This window comes from Escherichia sp. E1130, from assembly GCF_005781065.1.
GTDB lineage: Bacteria > Pseudomonadota > Gammaproteobacteria > Enterobacterales > Enterobacteriaceae > Escherichia.
The window spans coordinates 338,729-358,573 of sequence record NZ_VATL01000004.1 but is presented as its reverse complement, the minus strand read 5'-3'; the positions used below and the strand labels follow the sequence as shown (position 1 = coordinate 358,573).

The window sequence follows — 19,845 nt, the reverse complement described above, 5'->3', positions numbered from 1 at the left end:
TAGACTTCAGAGAAACTCTCTACATTATGGCACTTGCAATGAAAGTAATCTCTCAAGTTGAAGCGCAGCGCAAGATTCTGGAAGAAGCAGTTTCGACTGCGCTGGAGTTGGCCTCAGGCAAATCGGACGGTGCGGAAGTTGCCGTCAGCAAGACCACCGGCATTAGCGTTAGTACGCGCTATGGTGAAGTGGAGAATGTCGAATTCAATAGCGATGGCGCGCTGGGGATAACCGTTTATCACCAGAACCGCAAAGGTAGCGCATCATCCACCGATTTAAGCCCGCAGGCCATTGCACGCACCGTACAGGCGGCGCTGGATATTGCGCGTTACACTTCGCCAGATCCGTATGCAGGCGTGGCAGACAAAGAACTGCTGGCTTTCGACGCGCCGGATCTTGACTTGTTCCACCCCGCAGAAGTCTCTCCAGACGAAGCCATTGAACTGGCGGCCCGTGCTGAACAGGCGGCATTACAGGCGGATAAACGCATTACCAACACCGAAGGCGGCAGTTTTAACAGCCATTACGGCGTCAAAGTTTTCGGTAATAGCCACGGTATGTTGCAAGGCTACTGCTCAACGCGTCATTCGCTCTCCAGTTGCGTGATTGCCGAAGAAAATGGCGATATGGAGCGTGATTATGCCTACACCATTGGCCGCGCGATGAGCGATCTACAAACGCCAGAGTGGGTCGGGGCCGACTGCGCTCGCCGTACTTTATCGCGTCTGTCACCGCGTAAACTCTCCACCATGAAAGCGCCGGTCATTTTTGCCAATGAAGTGGCAACCGGGCTTTTTGGGCATCTGGTTGGGGCGATAGCGGGTGGATCGGTTTACCGTAAATCCACCTTCCTGCTGGATTCGCTGGGTAAACAAATTCTGCCGGACTGGCTGACCATTGAAGAGCATCCGCATCTGCTGAAAGGGCTGGCATCTACGCCATTCGACAGCGAAGGTGTTCGCACCGAACGTCGCGACATTATTAAAGATGGCATCCTGACTCAGTGGCTGCTGACCAGCTACTCGGCGCGCAAACTGGGGCTGAAAAGCACCGGACACGCGGGCGGCATTCACAACTGGCGCATTGCCGGACAAGGTCTAAGCTTCGAGCAGATGCTCAAAGAGATGGGTACTGGGCTGGTGGTGACGGAATTGATGGGCCAGGGCGTGAGTGCAATTACCGGTGATTATTCCCGTGGCGCGGCGGGCTTCTGGGTAGAAAACGGCGAAATTCAGTATCCGGTTAGCGAAATCACCATCGCAGGTAATTTAAAAGATATGTGGCGCAATATTGTCACCGTCGGTAACGATATTGAAACACGCAGTAATATACAGTGTGGTTCTGTGCTGTTGCCGGAGATGAAAATCGCCGGACAGTAAAAAAACTGGCGCGACCTGCCGCGCTATAAACTAAAAAATTACACAAAATCATTCGCACTGCATCGAGACGGAAAGTGAATGAGGGCCGGGGAGCGTACTCGTAGTACGTGACTCGGGCGAATGAGCGTAGCCGTCGATGAGGCAGTGTGAAGGATGAAGTGTAAATAAAAAAGGAAGTGAGCAATGCGTAAAAGCCTGTTAGCTATTCTTGCAGTCTCCTCGTTGGTATTCAGTTCGGTGTCGTTTGCCGCTGAGCTGGAAGACAATATGGAAACCCTCAACGACAATTTAAAAGTGGTCGAAAAAGCGGATAACGCGGCGCAAGTCAAAGACGCGTTAACCAAAATGCGTGCCGCGGCGCTGGATGCGCAAAAAGCAACGCCGCCGAAGCTGGAAGGAAAATCGCCAGACAGCCCGGAAATGAAAGACTTCCGCCACGGTTTCGACATTCTGGTTGGCCAGATTGACGACGCGCTGAAGCTGGCTAATGAAGGTAAAGTAAAAGAAGCGCAGGCCGCCGCAGAGCAACTGAAAACGACCCGCAATTCATATCACAAGAAGTATCGTTAATTCCTCATTGGGCGGTGAAACGTCGCCGCCCAATGCTCTCCTCTCCCTTCGTAAAATCACCGCTAAATCTCTCTTCACTACGGCATATTTCTGCGTGTCGCCGCCATTTTTGCGAGGCGTTTTCCAGAAATGAATGTAATGCATATGTAATGCTATAATGCATTACACTTTTCATAATTACCGGAGGCATAATGGCCACACTTAACGTCCGTCTGGATGACAAATTGAAAAACGAGGCTTATGCGGTGCTGGAAAAATTAAATATCACGCCTACTGAAGCCGTACGGCTGCTGTTTCAGTACGTTGCGGAAAATGGGCGAATGCCGGTAAAAACGCTCACTGTCAGTGATAGTGAAGAAGCCTTGTTACGCACTGTCAGGGAACGACTGGCCAACCCACAAGAGGCCATTAAGGTCCGACCGGATGAACTATGAGCTGGCCTTTGATCCGCGAGCGCTGAAAGAGTGGCAAAAACTGGGCGTGACAGTCCGGGAACAATTTTAAAAAAGAGCTTGAGGATGTGCTGAAAAGGCCGCGCAATCCCTCGGCTAAACTGCGGGATTTACCGAACTGCTACAAAATTAAGCTTCGCATTCTGGGATATCGCCTGGTTTATCAGGTTAACAATAAAGAGTTGCTCGTGTTGGTGATAGCTATTGGTAAGAGAGAGAACTCAGCCGTTTATGAAGATGCGGATAAACGGCTGGAAGAGTGATTAACGTAAATGGTGTACCACCTGGTTGCTGCTGCCGCGCCAGATCAGGGAAGGGTCTTTTAAATCCTGCATAAACTTGCCATCAACCAGCACGTTAATCAAATCAACAACCTGCATTTGTGCAGCGTTGAGTTCGTCGAGTTTATACCCTGTCCACACCCAAATGTCTTTACCCGGGCATTCGGCACGGATGCGTTGTACCAGTTTCAGAATATCCGGCACGTTTTGCGGATGCAGCGGATCGCCGCCGGAGAGGGAAATGCCCTGGCGTTTGATGCGAGTGTCGTTCAGATCGTTGATGATCTGGTCTTCCATTTCTTTGGTAAATGGCTGACCGGAATTTACCCGCCAGGTGCTTTTGTTATAGCAACCGGGGCATTCATGAACACACCCGGAGACAAACAGGGTGCAACGAGTGCCGGGGCCGTTGACGATGTCGACAGGATAGTATTGATGGAAGTTCATATTTCGCCTGGCTTATCAGTCCGCGTGTAGGCCGGATAAGGCGTTTACGCCACATCCTGCAATCAACGCCGGATGCGACGCTTTCACATCACATCCGGCATTTGCTTAACGCAGCGTGGAGATCAACCGATCTGCCCATTTCCCAAATGTTTAACGCGGCGCTTAACTTCTTCCTGCTTGCCGGCGTTAAACGGACGCGCATCCGGACTACCTAAATATCCGCACACGCGGCGAGTTACCGACACACGGGAGGTGTCATGGTTACCACATTTCGGACAAGTGAAGCCTTTGCTGGTGCACTCAAACTCGCCGGTAAAGCCACATTCGTAGCATTCATCGATCGGTGTGTTGGTGCCGTAATACGGCACATGCTGATAGCTGTAATCCCAGACATCTTCCAGCGCCTTCAGGTTGTGCTGAATGTTTGGATACTCGCCGTAGCAAATGAAGCCACCGTTCGCCAGCGGCGGGTAAGGCGCTTCAAAGTCGATCTTGTCGTACGGGTTCACCTTCTTCTCCACATCAAGGTGGAAACTGTTGGTGTAGTAACCTTTATCGGTCACGCCCGGCACCACGCCAAACTCGGCGGTATCGAGACGGCAGAAGCGGTCGCACAGGTTCTCACTCGGCGTACTGTAGAGGCTGAAACCGTAGCCGGTTTCTTCTTTCCACTGATCCACCGCCTGACGCAGACGTTCAACAATCGCAATACCTTTCGCACGCAGCTGCTCGTTGTCGTAAACATGCTCGCCGCCGAACAGCGCGTTAATGGTTTCGTGGATACCGATGTAACCCAGCGAGATAGACGCTCGACCATTTTTGAAGATTTCAGACACGTCATCGTCTGCATTCAGACGTACGCCGCAGGCACCTTCCATATAGAGGATCGGCGCTACGCGCGCTTTCACGCCTTCCAGACGGGCGATACGGGTCATCAGCGCCTTACGCGCCAGCACCAGACGTTCATCCAGCAGCTTCCAGAAGGTGGCTTCATCGCCTTTTGCTTCCAGAGCAATACGTGGCAGGTTCAGGCTGATCACGCCGAGGTTGTTACGACCATCGTGGATCTGCTCACCGTTTTCGTCTTCCCACACGCCGAGGAAGCTGCGGCAACCCATTGGTGTTTTAAACGAGCCGGTGACTTTCACTACCTGATCGTAGTTCAGGATATCCGGATACATGCGCTTGCTCGCGCACTCCAGCGCCAGCTGTTTGATGTCGTAGTTCGGATCGCCCACTTTATGGTTCAGGCCATCGCGAATTGCGAACACCAGTTTCGGGAACACGGCGGTTTTACGGTTTTTACCCAGGCCCGCGATACGGTTACGCAGGATAGATTCCTGAATCAGGCGCGATTCCCAGCTGGTACCCAGACCAAAGCCAAAGGTCACAAACGGCGTCTGACCGTTGGCGGTGTGCAGGGTATTTACTTCATATTCCAGCGACTGGAATGCGTCGTAGCACTCTTTGATAGTACGAGAGTTAGCGTAACCTTCGACGTCAGGAATGCTCCACTCTTCCGCGGTTTTACGGTGTTTGTTGTAGCTGGCGGTGACAAACGGCGCCAGAACTTCGTCGATACGGTTAATGGTGGTGCCACCATAAATATGGCTGGCGACCTGAGCAATAATTTGTGCAGTTACTGCGGTAGCTGTAGAGATCGACTTCGGCGGTTCAATCTCTGCATTCCCCATCTTAAAGCCTTGCGTCAGCATGCCTTTCAGGTCGATCAACATGCAGTTGAACATTGGGAAGAACGGCGAGTAATCGAGATCGTGGTAGTGGATATCACCACGTTCATGCGCCTGCACCACGTCACGCGGCAGCAGGTGCTGACGTGCATAGTGTTTAGCAACAATCCCGGCCAGCAGGTCACGCTGGGTCGGAATGACTTTACTGTCTTTATTCGCGTTTTCATTGAGCAGCGAGGAATTAGTCTGCTCGACCAGACCACGGATCTCCTGGTTCAGACGACCGCGTTTTTCACGTTCAATGTCGCGATCGTGACGGTACTCAATATATGCACGGGCCAGTTGTTTGTACGGGCCAGACATCAGTTGGTTTTCAACAGCGGTCTGGATTTCGTTGATATCTACCTGGTTACGCCCCTGCATTTGCTCGCTGACGATAGCGGCAACAGTGGCACAATAATCTGCATCATCGACTTCCGCTGCTTTAGCTGCACGCAGAATAGCTTCTTTGATGCGCTCTGATTTAAACGGCACTTTGCAGCCGTCTCGTTTCATCACATGCGGTGTCATGATCGCTCCATATTTTTAAGAACAGGTTATCCACAGAAAGTTGGGAAGTGCGCCCCGGTTTATTCAGCTCTTGTTACGGGGATTTACTGCAATCCCAATTCGCTTTATCCACAATTGTGTCGGCTTCGTTGATGTGTATCTTGTTGCAAGTTTAGACGATGGATACAACATATTGGGTTTAGATGCATTTTAAAGTCTATATATAGTGCTTTGCATTAAGGATGTTTGCGTTTTTTTTGATTTAGCTCAAAGTAAAAAGCAGAGAGTACGGATGGCGGGCGCTAGAGCGATGTGTAAATTTTTTGATGATTTTCTGGTTATAAAATCAACAAAAACAATATACTACCCGGTAAGTCCCCGGAAATACTCGCTTTAGCATGGTCTGGAGAGGGATTATCTCTGAAACCACCAGACAGCCTCAAAAGACCGTAATGTCGTGGCACAGAGTTGTGGTGAGGTTTCTTCAAAGCTATACATCAGAAGCTGCCAGTAGTGTTCTGAACACTCTTTGGATAAATCTGGTAGAAGGTAACTCTCAGGAAAGGGCTGCTGGGATGACGATTTGTTGAGGTTCGCTGCGTCCGGTTACCTGTTCGATCAACTGGCTGGCAGCCTGACGTCCGGCTTCGGCGTAGCCTGGATCAACGGTGACGATCTCCGGATGGAGAAACTTCATTAACGGCGTGTTACCGACGCTCGCCAGTTGCAGTGTGTCGATGTGTTGCTCTTGCAGGTACTTACATGCCCCGAGCGCCAGCGTGTCGGTTGCGCACAGCAACGCAGTGGTTTCTGGCATAATCACTTTTGCCACGTTCTCGTAACCTTGCTTCATGGCCAGGCCGGGCAGGGCGGCGACGGGATGTAGTTTATGTGCTTTGCAAAATGCCAGATAAGCCTCATGACGCCGCTTACCAGTGGTAATGTCGCTGTGTGGTACGCCAAGATAACTGATATTGCGATGCCCCCGATCGTAGAGGCATTGCATCAGAATCTTAATCGCCCCTTCGTCGTCATAACAGACCGAAGCAAAACCTTTTGCGTCATGCGCCAGCAGTACCAGAGATGATTGCCAGTGAGCTAACATTTCTTCCGTTATGCCGGTAAAACCGAACAGCACCACTCCGTCAATATTGCGACGTTTCAGAACGCCTAAATGTTCAGTAACCAGCTGTGGCGAAAACTGGCTTTCCATCATGATCGGATCGTAACCCTGTTCATAGAATGCCGGCAGCATCGTCTGAACGGCGAGATTTTCTGATAACGAATCCAGACGGGTGACGATAATAGCAACCACTTTATCGCTTTGCCCACGCATAGCACGCGCGGATCGGGAAGGGGAAAATCTATGCTGATTCATCACTGCTTCCACGCGCTCGCGCGTGTGCTGACTCACGCCACTTTCGTTATTCAGCACTCGGGAAACCGTGGATTTCCCCACGCCGCTTAAACGAGCAATGTCTTTGATGGTCAGCCGATTTTGCATCCTGTTGTCCCGTAATTTGCGTTTAATTATTTGAGCCTAACTTTACCCACGCATTCAGCAATGGGTAAAGTCTGGTTTATCGTTGGTTTAGTTGCTTGCAGATATTATATCGGCATAAATGCTACGAATATTATTGGATTCTCCTTATTATTTGCGGCGCTTTTTTCACTTACCGGAGGTTATATGGAACCTGATCCCACGCCTCTCCCTCGACGGAGATTAAAACTTTTCCGGTAAGCCCGTCTTTTCACGGCATTACCGGATGTGTAAGGCCGTGACGTTTTAACGTCCCAGCTCATGTTTATTACCTTCAGGTAATGCTTTGCGACGCCTGAAGATATTTTCTGCACCATGCTTACAGGGTGCGGAGGGACTTCCTATGTTTAAAGAAATTTTTACCCGGCTCATTCGCCATTTACCTTCTCGTCTGGTCCATCGCGATCCGTTGCCTGGTGCGCAACAGACAGCGAATATTCCGATCCCGCCTTCCTTAAGCGCGCATTGCCTGAAAATGGCGGTGATGCCAGAAAAGGAATTATGGAAAACCTTCGGCACGCATCCAGAAGGGTTAAATCAGGCGGAAGTGGAATTAGCCCGCGAACAACACGGTGAAAATAAACTACCCGCGCAACAACCGTCGCCGTGGTGGGTACATTTGTGGGTCTGTTATCGCAACCCCTTTAATATTTTGCTCACGATCCTCGGCGGCATTTCTTACGCCACGGAAGATTTATTTGCCGCGGGCGTTATTGCGTTAATGGTAGCTATTTCTACGTTGCTGAACTTTATTCAGGAAGCGCGCTCCACCAAAGCAGCAGATGCCCTGAAAGCGATGGTCAGTAATACTGCGACGGTGCTGCGCGTAATTAACGATAAAGGCGAAAATGGCTGGCTGGAGATCCCGATCGATCAGCTGGTGCCTGGCGATATTATTAAACTGGCGGCGGGAGATATGATCCCGGCAGATTTACGTATTTTGCAGGCGCGGGATCTGTTCGTCGCCCAGGCATCGTTAACCGGTGAGTCTCTGCCCGTGGAAAAAGCCGCAACCACTCGCCAGCCAGAGCACAGCAATCCGCTGGAGTGCGATACCCTGTGTTTTATGGGCACCACCGTGGTGAGCGGTACGGCACAAGCAATGGTGATTGCCACAGGTGCCAACACTTGGTTTGGTCAACTGGCGGGGCGTGTCAGCGAGCAGGAAAGCGAGCCGAATGCTTTTCAGCAAGGGATCAGCCGCGTCAGTATGCTGCTGATTCGCTTTATGCTGGTGATGGCGCCTGTGGTGCTGTTGATCAACGGGTACACCAAAGGCGACTGGTGGGAAGCGGCACTTTTCGCGCTTTCGGTAGCAGTAGGCTTAACGCCGGAAATGTTGCCGATGATTGTCACCTCGACGCTGGCGCGTGGAGCAGTAAAACTGTCGAAACAGAAAGTGATTGTCAAACATCTGGACGCGATTCAGAACTTTGGTGCAATGGATATTCTGTGCACTGATAAAACAGGCACCCTGACGCAAGATAAAATTGTGCTGGAGAATCATACCGATATCTCCGGTAAAACCAGTGAGCGCGTGCTGCATAGCGCGTGGTTGAACAGTCATTACCAGACCGGACTTAAAAACCTACTTGATACGGCGGTGCTGGAAGGTATAGATGAAAAGTCAGCGCGCTCGCTGGCCAGTCGTTGGCAGAAAGTGGATGAAATTCCTTTTGATTTCGAGCGTCGCCGGATGTCGGTGGTAGTGGCAGAAAATGCCGAACACCATCAACTGGTGTGCAAAGGCGCATTGCAGGAAATCCTCAATGTGTGTTCGCAGGTGCGTCACAATGGCGCGATTGTTCCGCTCGATGACACCATGCTGCGTAAGATTAAGCGGGTTACAAATACGCTTAATCGTCAGGGGTTGCGTGTGGTGGCGGTGGCGACGAAATATCTGCCCGCGCGTGAAGGGGATTATCAGCGGGCGGATGAATCCGACCTGATCCTCGAAGGATATATTGCTTTCCTTGATCCGCCAAAAGAGACAACCGCTCCGGCACTGAAGGCATTAAAAGCGAGTGGAATTACCGTCAAAATCCTTACTGGCGACAGTGAGTTAGTGGCGGCGAAAGTGTGCCATGAAGTGGGGCTGGATGCGGGAGAGGTGGTAATTGGTAGTGATATTGAAACGCTAAATGACGATGAACTGTCAAGCCTGGCGCAACGTACCACACTGTTTGCCCGCCTGACGCCGATGCATAAAGAACGCATTGTGACTTTACTGAAGCGCGAAGGGCATGTGGTTGGCTTTATGGGCGATGGTATTAATGATGCGCCCGCCTTACGCGCTGCGGATATCGGCATTTCTGTGGACGGTGCGGTAGATATTGCCCGTGAAGCGGCTGATATCATTCTGCTGGAAAAAAGCCTGATGGTACTGGAAGAGGGGGTTATTGAAGGACGCCGAACTTTTGCCAACATGTTGAAATACATCAAAATGACGGCGAGTTCGAACTTCGGTAATGTGTTCAGCGTGCTGGTGGCGAGTGCTTTCCTGCCCTTCCTGCCGATGTTGCCGTTACACTTGCTTATTCAAAACCTGCTGTACGATGTGTCACAGGTGGCGATTCCGTTTGATAACGTTGATGACGAGCAAATTCAAAAGCCGCAGCGTTGGAATCCGGCGGATTTGGGGCGCTTTATGATCTTCTTCGGACCGATAAGTTCGATCTTCGATATTCTGACGTTTTGCCTGATGTGGTGGGTATTTCATGCCAATACGCCGGAAACGCAAACGCTGTTCCAGTCGGGCTGGTTTGTGGTGGGATTACTGTCGCAAACGCTGGTTGTGCATATGATCCGCACCCGCCGTGTGCCGTTTATTCAGAGTTGTGCGTCGTGGCCATTAATGGCGATGACCGCGATCGTGATAGTCGTGGGGATCGCGTTGCCGTTTTCACCGCTGGCTGGTTATCTGCAACTGCAGGCACTGCCGTTAAGTTACTTCCCGTGGCTGATTGCGATTCTGGCAGGGTATATGGTGTTAACGCAGTTGGTTAAAGGGATTTATAGTCGTCGTTACGGCTGGCAGTAAAGAATTAACTGGGCATGGTGGCCCGGATTCAGATTGCAGACAAAGTGGGCTTAGTTCATGCCGGATGCGGCGTAAACGCCTTATCCGGCCTACAAATTCAATAAATTGCAGGAATCACGTAGGCCTGATAAGCGTAGCGCATCAGGCGATTTTGCTTTTGTCATCAGACTTAATCCGGGCATGATAGCCCGGATTTCCATCAAGATTAGCGACGAACAGCGATCGCTTCGATCTCAATCTTCACGTCTTTCGGCAGACGTGCAACTTCAACGCAAGAACGTGCCGGGAAGGTGGCATTGTGCTCGGTGAAGAACGCTTCGTAAGTGGCGTTTACGGTTGCGAAATCGTTCAAATCTTTCACAAACACGGTGGTTTTAACGATATCGCCCACTTTCAGACCTGCCGCTTCCACGATCGCTTTTACGTTATCCAGCGACTGACGCGCCTGTGCAGCGACGTCTGCCGGTACTTCGCCAGTTTTCGGGTTTACCGGGATCTGACCGGAAGTGATGATCATACTGCCCAGATCAACGCCCTGAACATACGGACCGATAGCTGCGGGTGCATTTTCCGTCGCGATAGTTTTGCTCATGATTTCTCCTTTATTACAGCGGTAAAAAGTCTGGCTCATTATAGGGAGCCTGACATTTATTACCAACCGCAATTAATTGGCCAGCACCACATTATGCGAAAACTCTTTTTCACAATATTTGCATTTGAGCGCAATATCATTGGCGCGTTTTCTCACGGCAAAGCTGGAAGAAACCGGTTCTGCATGGCTGATACAGTTGCTGTTCGGGCAGACCAGCACATTATCAATACGTTCCGGCAGGCTGGGGCGTGATTTGCCGACCACTTCATAGTTGTCGATACGGTTTACCGTGGCTTGCGGTGCATACAGTGCCAGTTGGTCTACTTGATCTTCACTTAAAAAGGTATTTTCGATTTTGATCAGATCCTTGCGGCCCATCTCGCCGGAAGGTAGGTTCAGACCGATGGTGATGCGCTGATCGGTTTCGGTTAACTTGAACAAGCTCAACAGCTTAAATCCGATCTGGGCGGGGATATGGTCAATTACCGTGCCGCGTTTAATAGCTTCAACTTGCAATTTATTATCGTGTGTCATCTCTATTTCCCCTTACAGTACCAGATCGCGATTCAGAACCAGTGCCAGTAACGCCTGGCGAGCGAAAATCCCATTGCCTGCTTGCTGGAAGTACCAGGCGTGCGGCGTTTTATCGACATCCGTCGCAATTTCATCAATACGCGGCAGCGGATGCAGCACTTTCATATTGGCTTTGGCGTTGTGGAGATCGCTGGCGCGCAGGACAAACTGTGCTTTTACGTTGGCGTATTCGGACGGGTCCAGACGCTCTTTTTGCACGCGAGTCATATACAGAATGTCCACTTCCGCCATCACTTCTTCAATGGAACTATGCAGACTCCAGGCGATACCTTTTTCATCGAGCATATCCAGAATGTATTGCGGCATTGCCAGCGCGTCCGGCGCGATGAAGTAAAAACGGTTGCCGTCGAACTTCGCCAGCGCCTGGGTCAGGGAGTGAACGGTGCGACCATATTTCAGGTCGCCGACCATTGCGACGCGAAGATTGTCGAGACGCCCCTGGGTTTCCTGAATGGTGAATAGATCCAGCAAGGTTTGCGTCGGATGTTGGTTGGAGCCATCACCGGCATTCAGTACCGGTACATTGCCGGAAAATTCGGTTGCCAGGCGTGCCGCACCTTCCTGTGGATGGCGCATCACAATCGCATCGACGTAAGTGCTGATAACCGAGATGGTATCAGCCAGCGTTTCCCCTTTTTTTCCCAGTGAGGTGTTTGCGCTGTCAGAGAATCCCACCACACTAGCGCCCAGGCGGTGCATCGAGGTTTCGAAAGAGAGGCGGGTGCGGGTTGATGCTTCGAAGAAGCAACTGGCAATCACTTTATGTTTCAACAGTTCTGGTTGCGGGTTCGCTTTCAGTTTCGCCGCTGTCGCCAGCACCAGATTAAGGTCATCGCGACTAAGGTCGTTTATGGAAATGATATGTTTTTGATATAGCGGATTAGCCATCTTTTATCTCCTGACGCCTGGGCAAAAAAAAGCCCCTCGATTGAGGGGCTGGGAATAGGTGAACAACGGGAAGAAAAACGGCAGGCCAGCGTCTTTTTTCAGACGCGGTAAGACAAAATGTCGAACACACTGAACCATACATCCTCCCGGCAAATTGTCCGGCATTATACTCAGCCAGAAAGTGGGATCAAGCAATCAATGCAAAAAATTACCCAGGTAAACGATTGTAGTGAATTTATATGCTTTAAAATTGAGTTTTTAACAATGATTTTTTTGTGAAAAGCGGGCGGAAAAACATGCTTTGGCGCAATCGGACAGCAAAAAATGCTGGTATGGCAGTAAGGAATTACGTATAACGAGAGAAATGAAACATTGTTTTAATTGAGGAATGAAAAAGATGATCATCGGAAATATTCATAATCTCCAGCCGTGGTTGCCAGAAGAGTTACGCCAGGCCATTGAACATATCAAAATGCACGTTACGGCAGAAACGCCAAAAGGTAAGCATGATATCGAAGGCAATCGTCTGTTTTATCTTATCTCTGAAGATATGACTGAGCCGTATGAAGCGCGTCGCGCGGAGTATCATGCCCGCTATCTCGACATCCAGATTGTGTTAAAAGGGCAGGAAGGAATGACTTTTAGCACACAGCCTGCGGGTACGCCGGATACTGACTGGTTAGCTGATAAAGACATCGCCTTTTTGCCTGAAGGTATTGAAGAGAAAACAGTTATCCTTAATGAAGGCGATTTTGTTGTGTTTTATCCGGGTGAAGTGCACAAACCGCTGTGCGCAGTGGGTGAGCCTGCTCAGGTTCGCAAAGCGGTTGTTAAGATGCTGATGGCTTAAGCGAGTACCTGCCGGTGGCGACGTGAAGCCGCCTCCGGTACTGAAATTATTTGGCAAGCGTCGCGACCATTACCGCTTTGATAGTATGCATACGGTTTTCCGCCTGATCAAAAACAATGCTGGCGGGAGATTCGAAAATCTCGTCCGTTACTTCCATCCCACCATGTAGGCCAAATTCTTCAGCCATCTTTTTGCCAAGCGTTGTTTGGTCATCATGAAACGCGGGCAGGCAGTGGAGGAATTTGACCTCCGGGTTACCAGTTAACTGCATCATCTTGCTATTCACCTGATAATCACGCAGCAATGCAATCCGTTCAGCCCATTTCTCTTTTGCTTCACCCATTGATACCCACACATCGGTATAGATAAAGTCAGCACCTTTAACGCCAGTCGCGACATCTTCTGTCAGGGTAATATTCCCGCCATTTTGTTGTGCCAAGGCGCGGCATTCCGTAACCAGCGAAGATTCCGGCCAGCATGCCTGTGGCGCCACCAGACGCAAATCCAAACCGGTCAGCGCGGCCGCTTCCAGCATCGAGTTCCCCATGTTATTGCGGGCATCTCCGGCGTAGACCAGCGTCATCTCATTAAACGCTTTACCCGGTAAATGTTCTTGCATGGTCAGCAGATCTGCCAGCAGTTGCGTGGGGTGGAACTCATTGGTCAGCCCATTCCATACCGGGACGCCAGCGTATTCCGCCAGTGTTTCGACAATCTCCTGACCATAGCCACGATACTGAATACCGTCATACATGCGGCCAAGCACGCGGGCGGTATCTTTAATTGACTCTTTATGGCCAATCTGGCTGCCGCTTGGGCCGAGATAAGTAACGCGAGCGCCCTGGTCATATGCGGCAACTTCGAAAGAGCATCGGGTACGGGTTGAGTCTTTTTCGAAGATGAGCGCGATGTTTTTACCGGTGAGTCTGGCTTCTTCTTTACCGCTTTTTTTATCTGCTTTTAGTTTAGCGGCTAGCTGGAGCAAGGTGTTGAGTTCAGCTGGCGTAAAATCAAGTAATTTCAGGAAATGCTTATGATAAAACCCGGACATAGATCCCTCCTGTGGCTTGCGCCATAATGAATTAAAATTCAATTTATATGTATGAATATTCATTTGCAAGCCTAAAGCATAAAACTTTGTCACAAAGGTGGAGGCAATGTCAGTGGTGTGTGACAATAAGAGTATCAGCAGGACATTAAGAGGAATAAGTCATGGCAAACCCGGAACAACTCGAAGAACAGCGTGAAGAAACACGTTTGATTATTGAAGAATTACTGGAAGATGGCAGCGATCCGGACGCGCTGTACACCATCGAACATCACCTTTCCGCAGACGATCTGGAAACCCTGGAAAAAGCAGCGGTTGAAGCGTTTAAACTTGGTTACGAAGTGACCGATCCGGAAGAGCTGGAAGTGGAAGATGGCGATATCGTAATTTGCTGTGACATCGTCAGCGAATGCGCGTTGAATGCCGATCTGATCGATGCCCAGGTTGAGCAATTGATGAACCTGGCAGAGAAATTCGACGTTGAATACGACGGTTGGGGGACTTATTTTGAAGATCCTAACGGCGAAGATGGCGACGATGAAGATTATGTCGACGAAGACGATGACGGTGTTCGCCATTAATTAATTGATTAAAATGCCCGATAGCACACACTAGCGGGCATTTTTTTAGAGTTCGCGCAACATCCGCACTTCACAATCAACATGGCCCGTGCAGCCAAGTGCATAGTCGATATGTTGAAAACCTAAATGTTCATACAAACCAATCGCTTCTTTCAAAAAAGCGGTCGTTTCCAGATAGCAGCGTTTGAAGCCCATTTCTCGTGCCTGCTCCATCGCCATTAAGGCCAGTTTTTTCGCCAGCCCTTTGCCGCGAATGGCGGGAAGAAAATACATTTTCTGCAGTTCGCAAATGTCCGATTCACTACCTGCTAATGGCGCAATCCCGCCGCCGCCCACCACTTCGCCATTGTGCTCAACTACCCAATAGGCATGACCGGGCTGACTATACACTTGATACAATTCGTCGAGATTGGGATCGGCGACGGTATAGCCTTTATCAGCGGTAAGACCGTACTCTGCGGACACCTGGCGGATGACGCTGGCGATGGCGGGATTATCGGCGGCGGTAAGTTTGCGCAAACGGAGCGCGGGCGAAACGACAACATTCATAGCATAGCTCAATTTCAAATGTATGATTTATAGCTCCCTTTAATACCACCCTCGCTTATGTGGTGCAAGAAGAAGATAAATCAGAAAATATTAAGCATATATCGCTTAGATAAAGCGTATTCTAGGTGGTCCAGTATCAATTGACTGGAATTATTATCTATATGAATGGAATTTATTTTAGGGATATAGTTCATGAATGGTGTAAACGTCGGGAAAGATAATCCTCGTCACGCATTTGTTTTTACAGGAAAAGGTGGTGAGTATTTTCTTATTTGTCTTGTGAATTTTTTACTGACAATTATTACTCTGGGAATATATGGGCCGTGGGCATTAGTGAAATGCCGTCGTTATATTTATCAACATGTGACACTCAAGGGGCAACCATTTAGTTATAAGGGAACAGGTGGTGCCATTTTTGTTAGCATGTTACTTATTATGATCGTTTATTTTTTCAGTATTTCTTGTTTTGCAGGCCAACACTTTGTTCTTGCTTTTCTCCTGTTTGCTCTCTTGATCTGCGGTATTCCTTGCATGGCAGTGAAGAGTCTGCAGTATCAGGCGAACATGACCTCACTGAATGGTATTCGCTTTGGCTTTAACTGCTCAATGCTTCGTGCATGGTGGGTTATGTTAGGTCTGCCTGTTCTGTTGGCATTAGCTTTTTGGCTCGCACTGTACCTTATTGCGCAAGTGACGACATCGATAGGTGGGTTATTCTTTAACTTAGTGGTCTTAAGCTTGCTTTCCGTCATCGGACTGGGTGTTATCAACGGTATTACCTATAGCAAGTGGATGCCATTACTGGGTAATAACGCGACTTTTGGTGTCCATCAATTTTCCATTAAGGTCAACGTAAAAGAATGCATTAAAGGCTGTATGCTCGCAATATTAACCATGGTTCCTTTCATCATTGTGATTGGTGTTATGATTGCGCCAGTATTTCAGCAGTTAATGATGATGACCATGTTGGGTAGGTCCGATGCGGGCAGGGAGCTAGTATTGCAATATTACCCGCAGATTACGGCTTCTTATTTCCTGTATTTTGTCGCGATTCTTGTTTTTGCCTGTTATCTCTATGTCACGTTACGCAATCTGTTTTTGAATAATCTGGCACTGGCAAATGGCACTATTCGTTTTCATTCATCTGTTACCGCGATCGGTATGCTTTTGCGCATGTTGGCGGTATTAATGGGGTCCTCAATTACCTGTGGTCTGGCTTATCCCTGGCTGAAAATGTGGATGGTTAGCTGGATTGCTAACAATACCCATGTCCAGGGCGACCTTGATTCGCTGGAGTTAACCAATGATGACAAACCGCAGGATAGCGGTCCGTTAATGTGGATATCTCGCGGTATTATGCCGTATGTTCCGTTTATCTAAATAAAAAGGCCGGAGCATGCTCCGGCCTTCGTTTTCTTCACAGTGTTGATTACAGCGCGGCGATAACTGCCTGCTGTTCAATCAGCTTCGCTTTCGCTTCCGCATAACCTTCCAGCTTTTCACGCTCTTTCGCGATGACCGCTTCCGGTGCGCGCGCTACAAAGCCTTCGTTCGCCAGCTTGTTCTCGATGCGGCTGATTTCACCTTCAATCTTTGCCACTTCTTTTGCCAGACGCGCCAGCTCATCTTCTTTGTTAATGAGGCCCGCCATCGGGATCAGCAGCTCTGCGCCGTCGACGATCTTAGTAACGGAAACCGGGCCTTTGTCATCCGCGGGCAGTACGGTGATGCTTTCCAGACGCGCCAGCGTTTGCAGGAAGCCACGGTTTTCGTTCACGCGACGTTCTGCATCTGCACTGCAACCACGCAGCAGCAGCTCCAGCGGTTTGCCCGGCGCGATGTTCATTTCCGCGCGGATATTACGTACAGCAACGATCGCCTGCTTCAGCCACTCGGTGTCGGCCAGCGCCGCTTCATCGACCTGAGACGCATCGTACTGCGGGAACGGCTGCAGCATGATGGTGTCGGCAGTGATGCCACAAAGCACTTTCACACGCTGCCAGATGGTTTCGGTGATGAACGGAATGATCGGATGCGCGAGGCGCAGCAGACCTTCCAGCACGGTCACCAGCGTATGGCGAGTACCGCGCAGTTCGGCTTCGGTGCCACCGTTCATTACCGGCTTGGTCAGCTCCAGATACCAGTCGCAGAACTGGTTCCAGGTGAATTCATACAGAATCCCTGCGGCGATATCGAAGCGGAAGCTGTCCAGCGCTTCGCGGTACGCTTTAATGGTCTGGTTGAACTCAGCCAGAATCCAGCGGTCCGCCAGTGACAGCGTCATTTCGCCGCCGTTGAAGCCGCAATCCTGACCTTCCGTGTTCATCAGTACAAAGCGGCTGGCGTTCCACAGCTTGTTACAGAAGTTACGGTAGCCTTCCAGACGCTTCATATCCCAGTTGATGTCACGACCGGTAGAAGCCAGCGCCGCCAGGGTGAAGCGCAGCGCGTCAGTACCGTGCGGCTCAATGCCGTTCGGGAACTGCTTCTCGGTGCGCTTACGGATTTTATCCGCCAGCTGTGGCTGCATCATATTGCCGGTACGTTTTTCCAGCAGTTCTGGCAGCGAAATACCGTCAACCATATCCAGCGGGTCGATAACATTACCCTTGGATTTAGACATCTTCTGGCCTTCGTCATCACGAATCAGACCGGTCATGTAAACGGTGTGGAACGGCACCTGCGGTTTGCCATTTTCATCTTTGATGAAGTGCATGGTCATCATGATCATGCGGGCAATCCAGAAGAAGATGATGTCGAAACCAGATACCATCACGCTGGTTGGGTGGAACTGACGCAGGGCGTCGGTGTTTTCCGGCCAGCCAAGGGTAGAGAATGTCCACAGTGCAGAAGAGAACCAGGTGTCGAGAACGTCTTCGTCCTGACGCAGGGCAACATCAGCACCAAGGTTATTTTCTTTACGCACTTCGTCTTCGTTGCGGCCAACATAAACGTTACCCGCTTCGTCGTACCATGCCGGGATACGATGACCCCACCACAGCTGACGAGAGATACACCAGTCCTGAATATCGCGCATCCAGGAGAAGTACATGTTTTCGTACTGCTTCGGTACGAACTGAATGTCGCCGTTCTCAACCGCTTCAACCGCCGGTTTCGCCAGTACATCGGCACGCACGTACCACTGGTCGGTCAGCATCGGTTCGATAACTACGCCGCCACGGTCGCCGTAAGGAACGGTCAGGTCGTGCGGTTTAATTTCTTCCAGCAGGCCAAGCGCGTCAACCGCAGCAACGATGGCTTTACGCGCAGCAAAACGCTCCAGTTTCTGGAACTCTGCCGGGATCTCGCTGGAATAAACATCAGATTCGTTACCTTTGGTATCGAACACTTGAGCGCTTTCACGGATATCACCGTCAAAGGTCAGGATGTTGATCATCGGCAGGGCGTGACGTTTACCGACTTCATAGTCGTTAAAGTCGTGCGCCGGAGTGATCTTCACGCAGCCGGTGCCTTTTTCCATATCGGCGTGTTCGTCGCCCACGATCGGAATACGACGGTTAACCAGCGGCAGAATGACATATTTGCCAATCAGATCTTTGTAACGCGGGTCTTCCGGGTTAACGGCCACGCCGGTGTCGCCCAGCAAGGTTTCCGGACGGGTAGTCGCAACCACCAGATAATCTTTACCGTCTGCGGTTTTCGCGCCATCAGCCAGCGGATAGCGGATGTGCCACATCGAACCTTTCGATTCGCGGTTTTCTACTTCCAGGTCAGAGATAGCGGTACGCAGTTTCGGGTCCCAGTTTACCAGGCGTTTGCCACGGTAAATCAGGTCTTCTTTATACAGACGGACGAAAACTTCTTTCACCGCATTGGACAGGCCTTCGTCCATGGTGAAGCGTTCACGCTCCCAGTCGACGGAGTTGCCGAGACGGCGCATCTGACGGGTAATGGTGCCGCCGGATTCCGCTTTCCATTCCCAGATTTTGTCGATGAAAGCTTCGCGGCCGTAATCGTGACGGGTTTTACCTTCTTCTGCGGCAATCTTGCGCTCAACGACCATCTGGGTAGCGATCCCGGCGTGGTCAGTACCGACCTGCCACAGGGTGTTTTTACCCTGCATACGCTGATAGCGGATCATGGTATCCATGATGGTTTGCTGGAAGGCGTGACCCATATGCAAACTGCCGGTGACGTTCGGCGGCGGGATCATGATGCAGAAACTTTCCTGGCTTTCATCGCCATTAGGCTTAAAGTAGCCCTGCTTTTCCCAGTGCTCGTAAAGCGGCTGTTCGATATCTTGTGGGTTATATGTCTTTTCCATTATTTCCAGGTTGCCGTATTCAGGTTGAAACCAGCCACGCGGTAGGCTTTATAGCGTTCGCGCGCCAGTTGTTTCAGAGAATCTTCATAAGGGACGAAGTCTACCACTTCTGTGAAAGCGGTGGCAAAATCTGCAAAGCTTGTTCGCAGACTAATCAATATATCGCGCGGGCTGCTGCTACGCTTTTGCGGCCAGGCGATCTCCACCGGCGCACCGCCGCGCGGTCCTTCTCCCGCTAAATTATGCGGAACAAAGCTTTCTGCCGGACGTGCCCACAGGGCTTCATCCAGCCGGTAAGCCTGCTTTTCATCTTCACAGGCGATGAGCACGCGCTTACCACTGCGCCAACGTTCTGCGGCAATTTCACACACCAGCTGCTCAACGGCGCTTAAGCCATCGACGGTGGTGTCATTGTCCAGAAGGTAGAACGTTGCGTTTTTCATATATGGGGCTTCTTGTGGTGGATTTAAATATGCATCTGGTAATACACAGCATTGCCTGATGCGACG

19 protein-coding genes and 2 pseudogenes are annotated in these 19,845 nt (G+C 50.4%); 9 read left to right on the top strand and 12 right to left on the bottom strand.

Going from position 1 to position 19,845, the window contains the following annotated elements; genetic code table 11:
* The first annotated feature begins 26 nt into the window (after nt 1–26).
* The 4 genes and pseudogenes from pmbA (at nt 27) to FEK66_RS04455 (ending at nt 2,664) form a co-directional block, all read left to right on the top strand.
* Nucleotides 27–1,379: a metalloprotease PmbA gene (gene pmbA, locus FEK66_RS04475; RefSeq protein WP_032230414.1), complete on the top strand. Its 1,353-nt coding sequence runs from the start codon at nt 27–29 to the stop codon at nt 1,377–1,379.
* 183 nt (nt 1,380–1,562) lie between these two features.
* Nucleotides 1,563–1,949: a cytochrome b562 gene (gene cybC, locus FEK66_RS04470; protein ID WP_130206066.1), complete on the top strand. Its 387-nt coding sequence runs from the start codon at nt 1,563–1,565 to the stop codon at nt 1,947–1,949.
* 191 nt (nt 1,950–2,140) lie between these two features.
* A complete protein-coding gene (locus FEK66_RS04460) occupies nt 2,141–2,383 on the top strand; it encodes a type II toxin-antitoxin system RelB/DinJ family antitoxin (protein WP_097748117.1) in 243 nt (80 codons plus the stop codon).
* Nucleotides 2,373–2,664, top strand: a pseudogene (locus FEK66_RS04455) (type II toxin-antitoxin system RelE/ParE family toxin). Before FEK66_RS04460 ends, FEK66_RS04455 begins: the two are co-directional and overlap by 11 nt.
* Here the strand turns inward: FEK66_RS04455 and nrdG are convergent.
* The 4 genes and pseudogenes from nrdG to treR all read right to left on the bottom strand — a co-directional run bounded on the left by nrdG (nt 2,665) and on the right by treR (nt 6,900).
* Nucleotides 2,665–3,129: an anaerobic ribonucleoside-triphosphate reductase-activating protein gene (gene nrdG, locus FEK66_RS04450; RefSeq protein ID WP_064530204.1), complete on the bottom strand. Its 465-nt coding sequence runs from the start codon at nt 3,127–3,129 to the stop codon at nt 2,665–2,667.
* Nucleotides 3,130–3,251: 122 nt separating this feature from the next.
* Complete coding sequence (gene nrdD, locus FEK66_RS04445) at nt 3,252–5,390, bottom strand: anaerobic ribonucleoside-triphosphate reductase (RefSeq protein WP_130206068.1); 2,139 nt, start codon at nt 5,388–5,390, stop codon at nt 3,252–3,254.
* 393 nt (nt 5,391–5,783) lie between these two features.
* Nucleotides 5,784–5,879, bottom strand: a pseudogene (locus FEK66_RS25905) (hypothetical protein); the annotation flags it as partial.
* A 46-nt stretch (nt 5,880–5,925) separates the two neighbouring features.
* On the bottom strand, nt 5,926–6,900 hold the full coding sequence (gene treR, locus FEK66_RS04440; RefSeq protein ID WP_276606725.1) for a trehalose operon repressor TreR: 975 nt from the start codon (nt 6,898–6,900) through the stop codon (nt 5,926–5,928).
* Nucleotides 6,901–7,056: 156 nt separating this feature from the next.
* Here treR and mgtL point away from each other — a divergent pair, with 156 nt between their 5' ends.
* Both mgtL and mgtA read left to right on the top strand, forming a co-directional pair.
* Complete coding sequence (gene mgtL / locus FEK66_RS04435; RefSeq protein ID WP_001387276.1) at nt 7,057–7,110, top strand: mgtA regulatory leader peptide MgtL; 54 nt, start codon at nt 7,057–7,059, stop codon at nt 7,108–7,110.
* A gap of 142 nt (nt 7,111–7,252) precedes the next feature.
* A complete protein-coding gene (mgtA, locus tag FEK66_RS04430; protein WP_135495112.1) occupies nt 7,253–9,949 on the top strand; it encodes a magnesium-translocating P-type ATPase in 2,697 nt (898 codons plus the stop codon).
* A gap of 205 nt (nt 9,950–10,154) precedes the next feature.
* On the opposite strand, the gene FEK66_RS04425 is transcribed toward mgtA, so the two are convergent.
* From FEK66_RS04425 to pyrL, 4 genes are all read right to left on the bottom strand, one after another.
* A complete protein-coding gene (locus tag FEK66_RS04425) occupies nt 10,155–10,541 on the bottom strand; it encodes an enamine/imine deaminase (RefSeq protein WP_000047542.1) in 387 nt (128 codons plus the stop codon).
* Between the two features lie 72 nt (nt 10,542–10,613).
* Nucleotides 10,614–11,075, bottom strand: coding sequence for an aspartate carbamoyltransferase regulatory subunit (pyrI, locus tag FEK66_RS04420; protein WP_000148581.1), 462 nt, complete (start codon nt 11,073–11,075; stop codon nt 10,614–10,616).
* A gap of 12 nt (nt 11,076–11,087) precedes the next feature.
* The gene (pyrB, locus tag FEK66_RS04415; protein ID WP_000013052.1) at nt 11,088–12,023 is read right to left on the bottom strand and encodes an aspartate carbamoyltransferase; all 936 of its coding nucleotides are present in this window, start codon (nt 12,021–12,023) and stop codon (nt 11,088–11,090) included.
* 3 nt (nt 12,024–12,026) lie between these two features.
* Nucleotides 12,027–12,161 carry a pyr operon leader peptide gene (gene pyrL, locus FEK66_RS04410; protein ID WP_032341226.1) on the bottom strand — a complete coding sequence of 45 codons (135 nt, stop codon included), beginning with the start codon at nt 12,159–12,161 and terminating at the stop codon, nt 12,027–12,029.
* 259 nt (nt 12,162–12,420) lie between these two features.
* On the opposite strand from pyrL, the gene tabA reads away from it, so the two are divergent.
* Nucleotides 12,421–12,873 carry a toxin-antitoxin biofilm protein TabA gene (gene tabA / locus FEK66_RS04405; RefSeq protein ID WP_130216649.1) on the top strand — a complete coding sequence of 151 codons (453 nt, stop codon included), beginning with the start codon at nt 12,421–12,423 and terminating at the stop codon, nt 12,871–12,873.
* 46 nt (nt 12,874–12,919) lie between these two features.
* Here tabA and argF read toward each other — a convergent pair whose 3' ends face one another.
* The gene (gene argF, locus FEK66_RS04400; RefSeq protein WP_135408769.1) at nt 12,920–13,924 is read right to left on the bottom strand and encodes an ornithine carbamoyltransferase; all 1,005 of its coding nucleotides are present in this window, start codon (nt 13,922–13,924) and stop codon (nt 12,920–12,922) included.
* 161 nt (nt 13,925–14,085) lie between these two features.
* On the opposite strand from argF, the gene rraB reads away from it, so the two are divergent.
* Entirely contained in the window at nt 14,086–14,502 is a 417-nt protein-coding gene (rraB, locus tag FEK66_RS04395; RefSeq protein ID WP_130206080.1) for a ribonuclease E inhibitor RraB, read from the top strand.
* Between the two features lie 45 nt (nt 14,503–14,547).
* Here the strand turns inward: rraB and FEK66_RS04390 are convergent, their stop codons facing one another.
* On the bottom strand, nt 14,548–15,051 hold the full coding sequence (locus FEK66_RS04390) for a GNAT family N-acetyltransferase (protein WP_130206082.1): 504 nt from the start codon (nt 15,049–15,051) through the stop codon (nt 14,548–14,550).
* A 192-nt stretch (nt 15,052–15,243) separates the two neighbouring features.
* Between FEK66_RS04390 and FEK66_RS04385 the strand changes: the two genes are divergently transcribed.
* Nucleotides 15,244–16,431: a DUF898 family protein gene (locus FEK66_RS04385; RefSeq protein WP_135495111.1), complete on the top strand. Its 1,188-nt coding sequence runs from the start codon at nt 15,244–15,246 to the stop codon at nt 16,429–16,431.
* A 49-nt stretch (nt 16,432–16,480) separates the two neighbouring features.
* Here FEK66_RS04385 and valS read toward each other — a convergent pair whose 3' ends face one another.
* Nucleotides 16,481–19,336, bottom strand: a complete 2,856-nt coding sequence (gene valS / locus FEK66_RS04380) for a valine--tRNA ligase (protein WP_130259542.1) — start codon at nt 19,334–19,336, stop codon at nt 16,481–16,483.
* Nucleotides 19,336–19,779 carry a DNA polymerase III subunit chi gene (holC, locus tag FEK66_RS04375; protein WP_000786399.1) on the bottom strand — a complete coding sequence of 148 codons (444 nt, stop codon included), beginning with the start codon at nt 19,777–19,779 and terminating at the stop codon, nt 19,336–19,338. The genes valS and holC overlap by 1 nt, the downstream gene beginning before the upstream one ends.
* Nucleotides 19,780–19,845: the final 66 nt, after the last annotated feature.

What these genes read in the sequence shown, in the direction of transcription:
- pmbA (WP_032230414.1), top strand. Translation starts at nt 27, where the DNA reads ATGGCACTTGCAATGAAAGTAATCTCTCAAGTTGAAGCGCAGCGCAAG.
- cybC (WP_130206066.1), top strand. Translation starts at nt 1,563, where the DNA reads ATGCGTAAAAGCCTGTTAGCTATTCTTGCAGTCTCCTCGTTGGTATTC.
- FEK66_RS04460 (WP_097748117.1), top strand. Translation starts at nt 2,141, where the DNA reads ATGGCCACACTTAACGTCCGTCTGGATGACAAATTGAAAAACGAGGCT.
- nrdG (WP_064530204.1), bottom strand. Translation starts at nt 3,129, where the DNA reads ATGAACTTCCATCAATACTATCCTGTCGACATCGTCAACGGCCCCGGC.
- nrdD (WP_130206068.1), bottom strand. Translation starts at nt 5,390, where the DNA reads ATGACACCGCATGTGATGAAACGAGACGGCTGCAAAGTGCCGTTTAAA.
- mgtA (WP_135495112.1), top strand. Translation starts at nt 7,253, where the DNA reads ATGTTTAAAGAAATTTTTACCCGGCTCATTCGCCATTTACCTTCTCGT.
- FEK66_RS04425 (WP_000047542.1), bottom strand. Translation starts at nt 10,541, where the DNA reads ATGAGCAAAACTATCGCGACGGAAAATGCACCCGCAGCTATCGGTCCG.
- pyrI (WP_000148581.1), bottom strand. Translation starts at nt 11,075, where the DNA reads ATGACACACGATAATAAATTGCAAGTTGAAGCTATTAAACGCGGCACG.
- pyrB (WP_000013052.1), bottom strand. Translation starts at nt 12,023, where the DNA reads ATGGCTAATCCGCTATATCAAAAACATATCATTTCCATAAACGACCTT.
- pyrL (WP_032341226.1), bottom strand. Translation starts at nt 12,161, where the DNA reads ATGGTTCAGTGTGTTCGACATTTTGTCTTACCGCGTCTGAAAAAAGAC.
- tabA (WP_130216649.1), top strand. Translation starts at nt 12,421, where the DNA reads ATGATCATCGGAAATATTCATAATCTCCAGCCGTGGTTGCCAGAAGAG.
- argF (WP_135408769.1), bottom strand. Translation starts at nt 13,924, where the DNA reads ATGTCCGGGTTTTATCATAAGCATTTCCTGAAATTACTTGATTTTACG.
- rraB (WP_130206080.1), top strand. Translation starts at nt 14,086, where the DNA reads ATGGCAAACCCGGAACAACTCGAAGAACAGCGTGAAGAAACACGTTTG.
- FEK66_RS04390 (WP_130206082.1), bottom strand. Translation starts at nt 15,051, where the DNA reads ATGAATGTTGTCGTTTCGCCCGCGCTCCGTTTGCGCAAACTTACCGCC.
- FEK66_RS04385 (WP_135495111.1), top strand. Translation starts at nt 15,244, where the DNA reads ATGAATGGTGTAAACGTCGGGAAAGATAATCCTCGTCACGCATTTGTT.
- valS (WP_130259542.1), bottom strand. Translation starts at nt 19,336, where the DNA reads ATGGAAAAGACATATAACCCACAAGATATCGAACAGCCGCTTTACGAG.
- holC (WP_000786399.1), bottom strand. Translation starts at nt 19,779, where the DNA reads ATGAAAAACGCAACGTTCTACCTTCTGGACAATGACACCACCGTCGAT.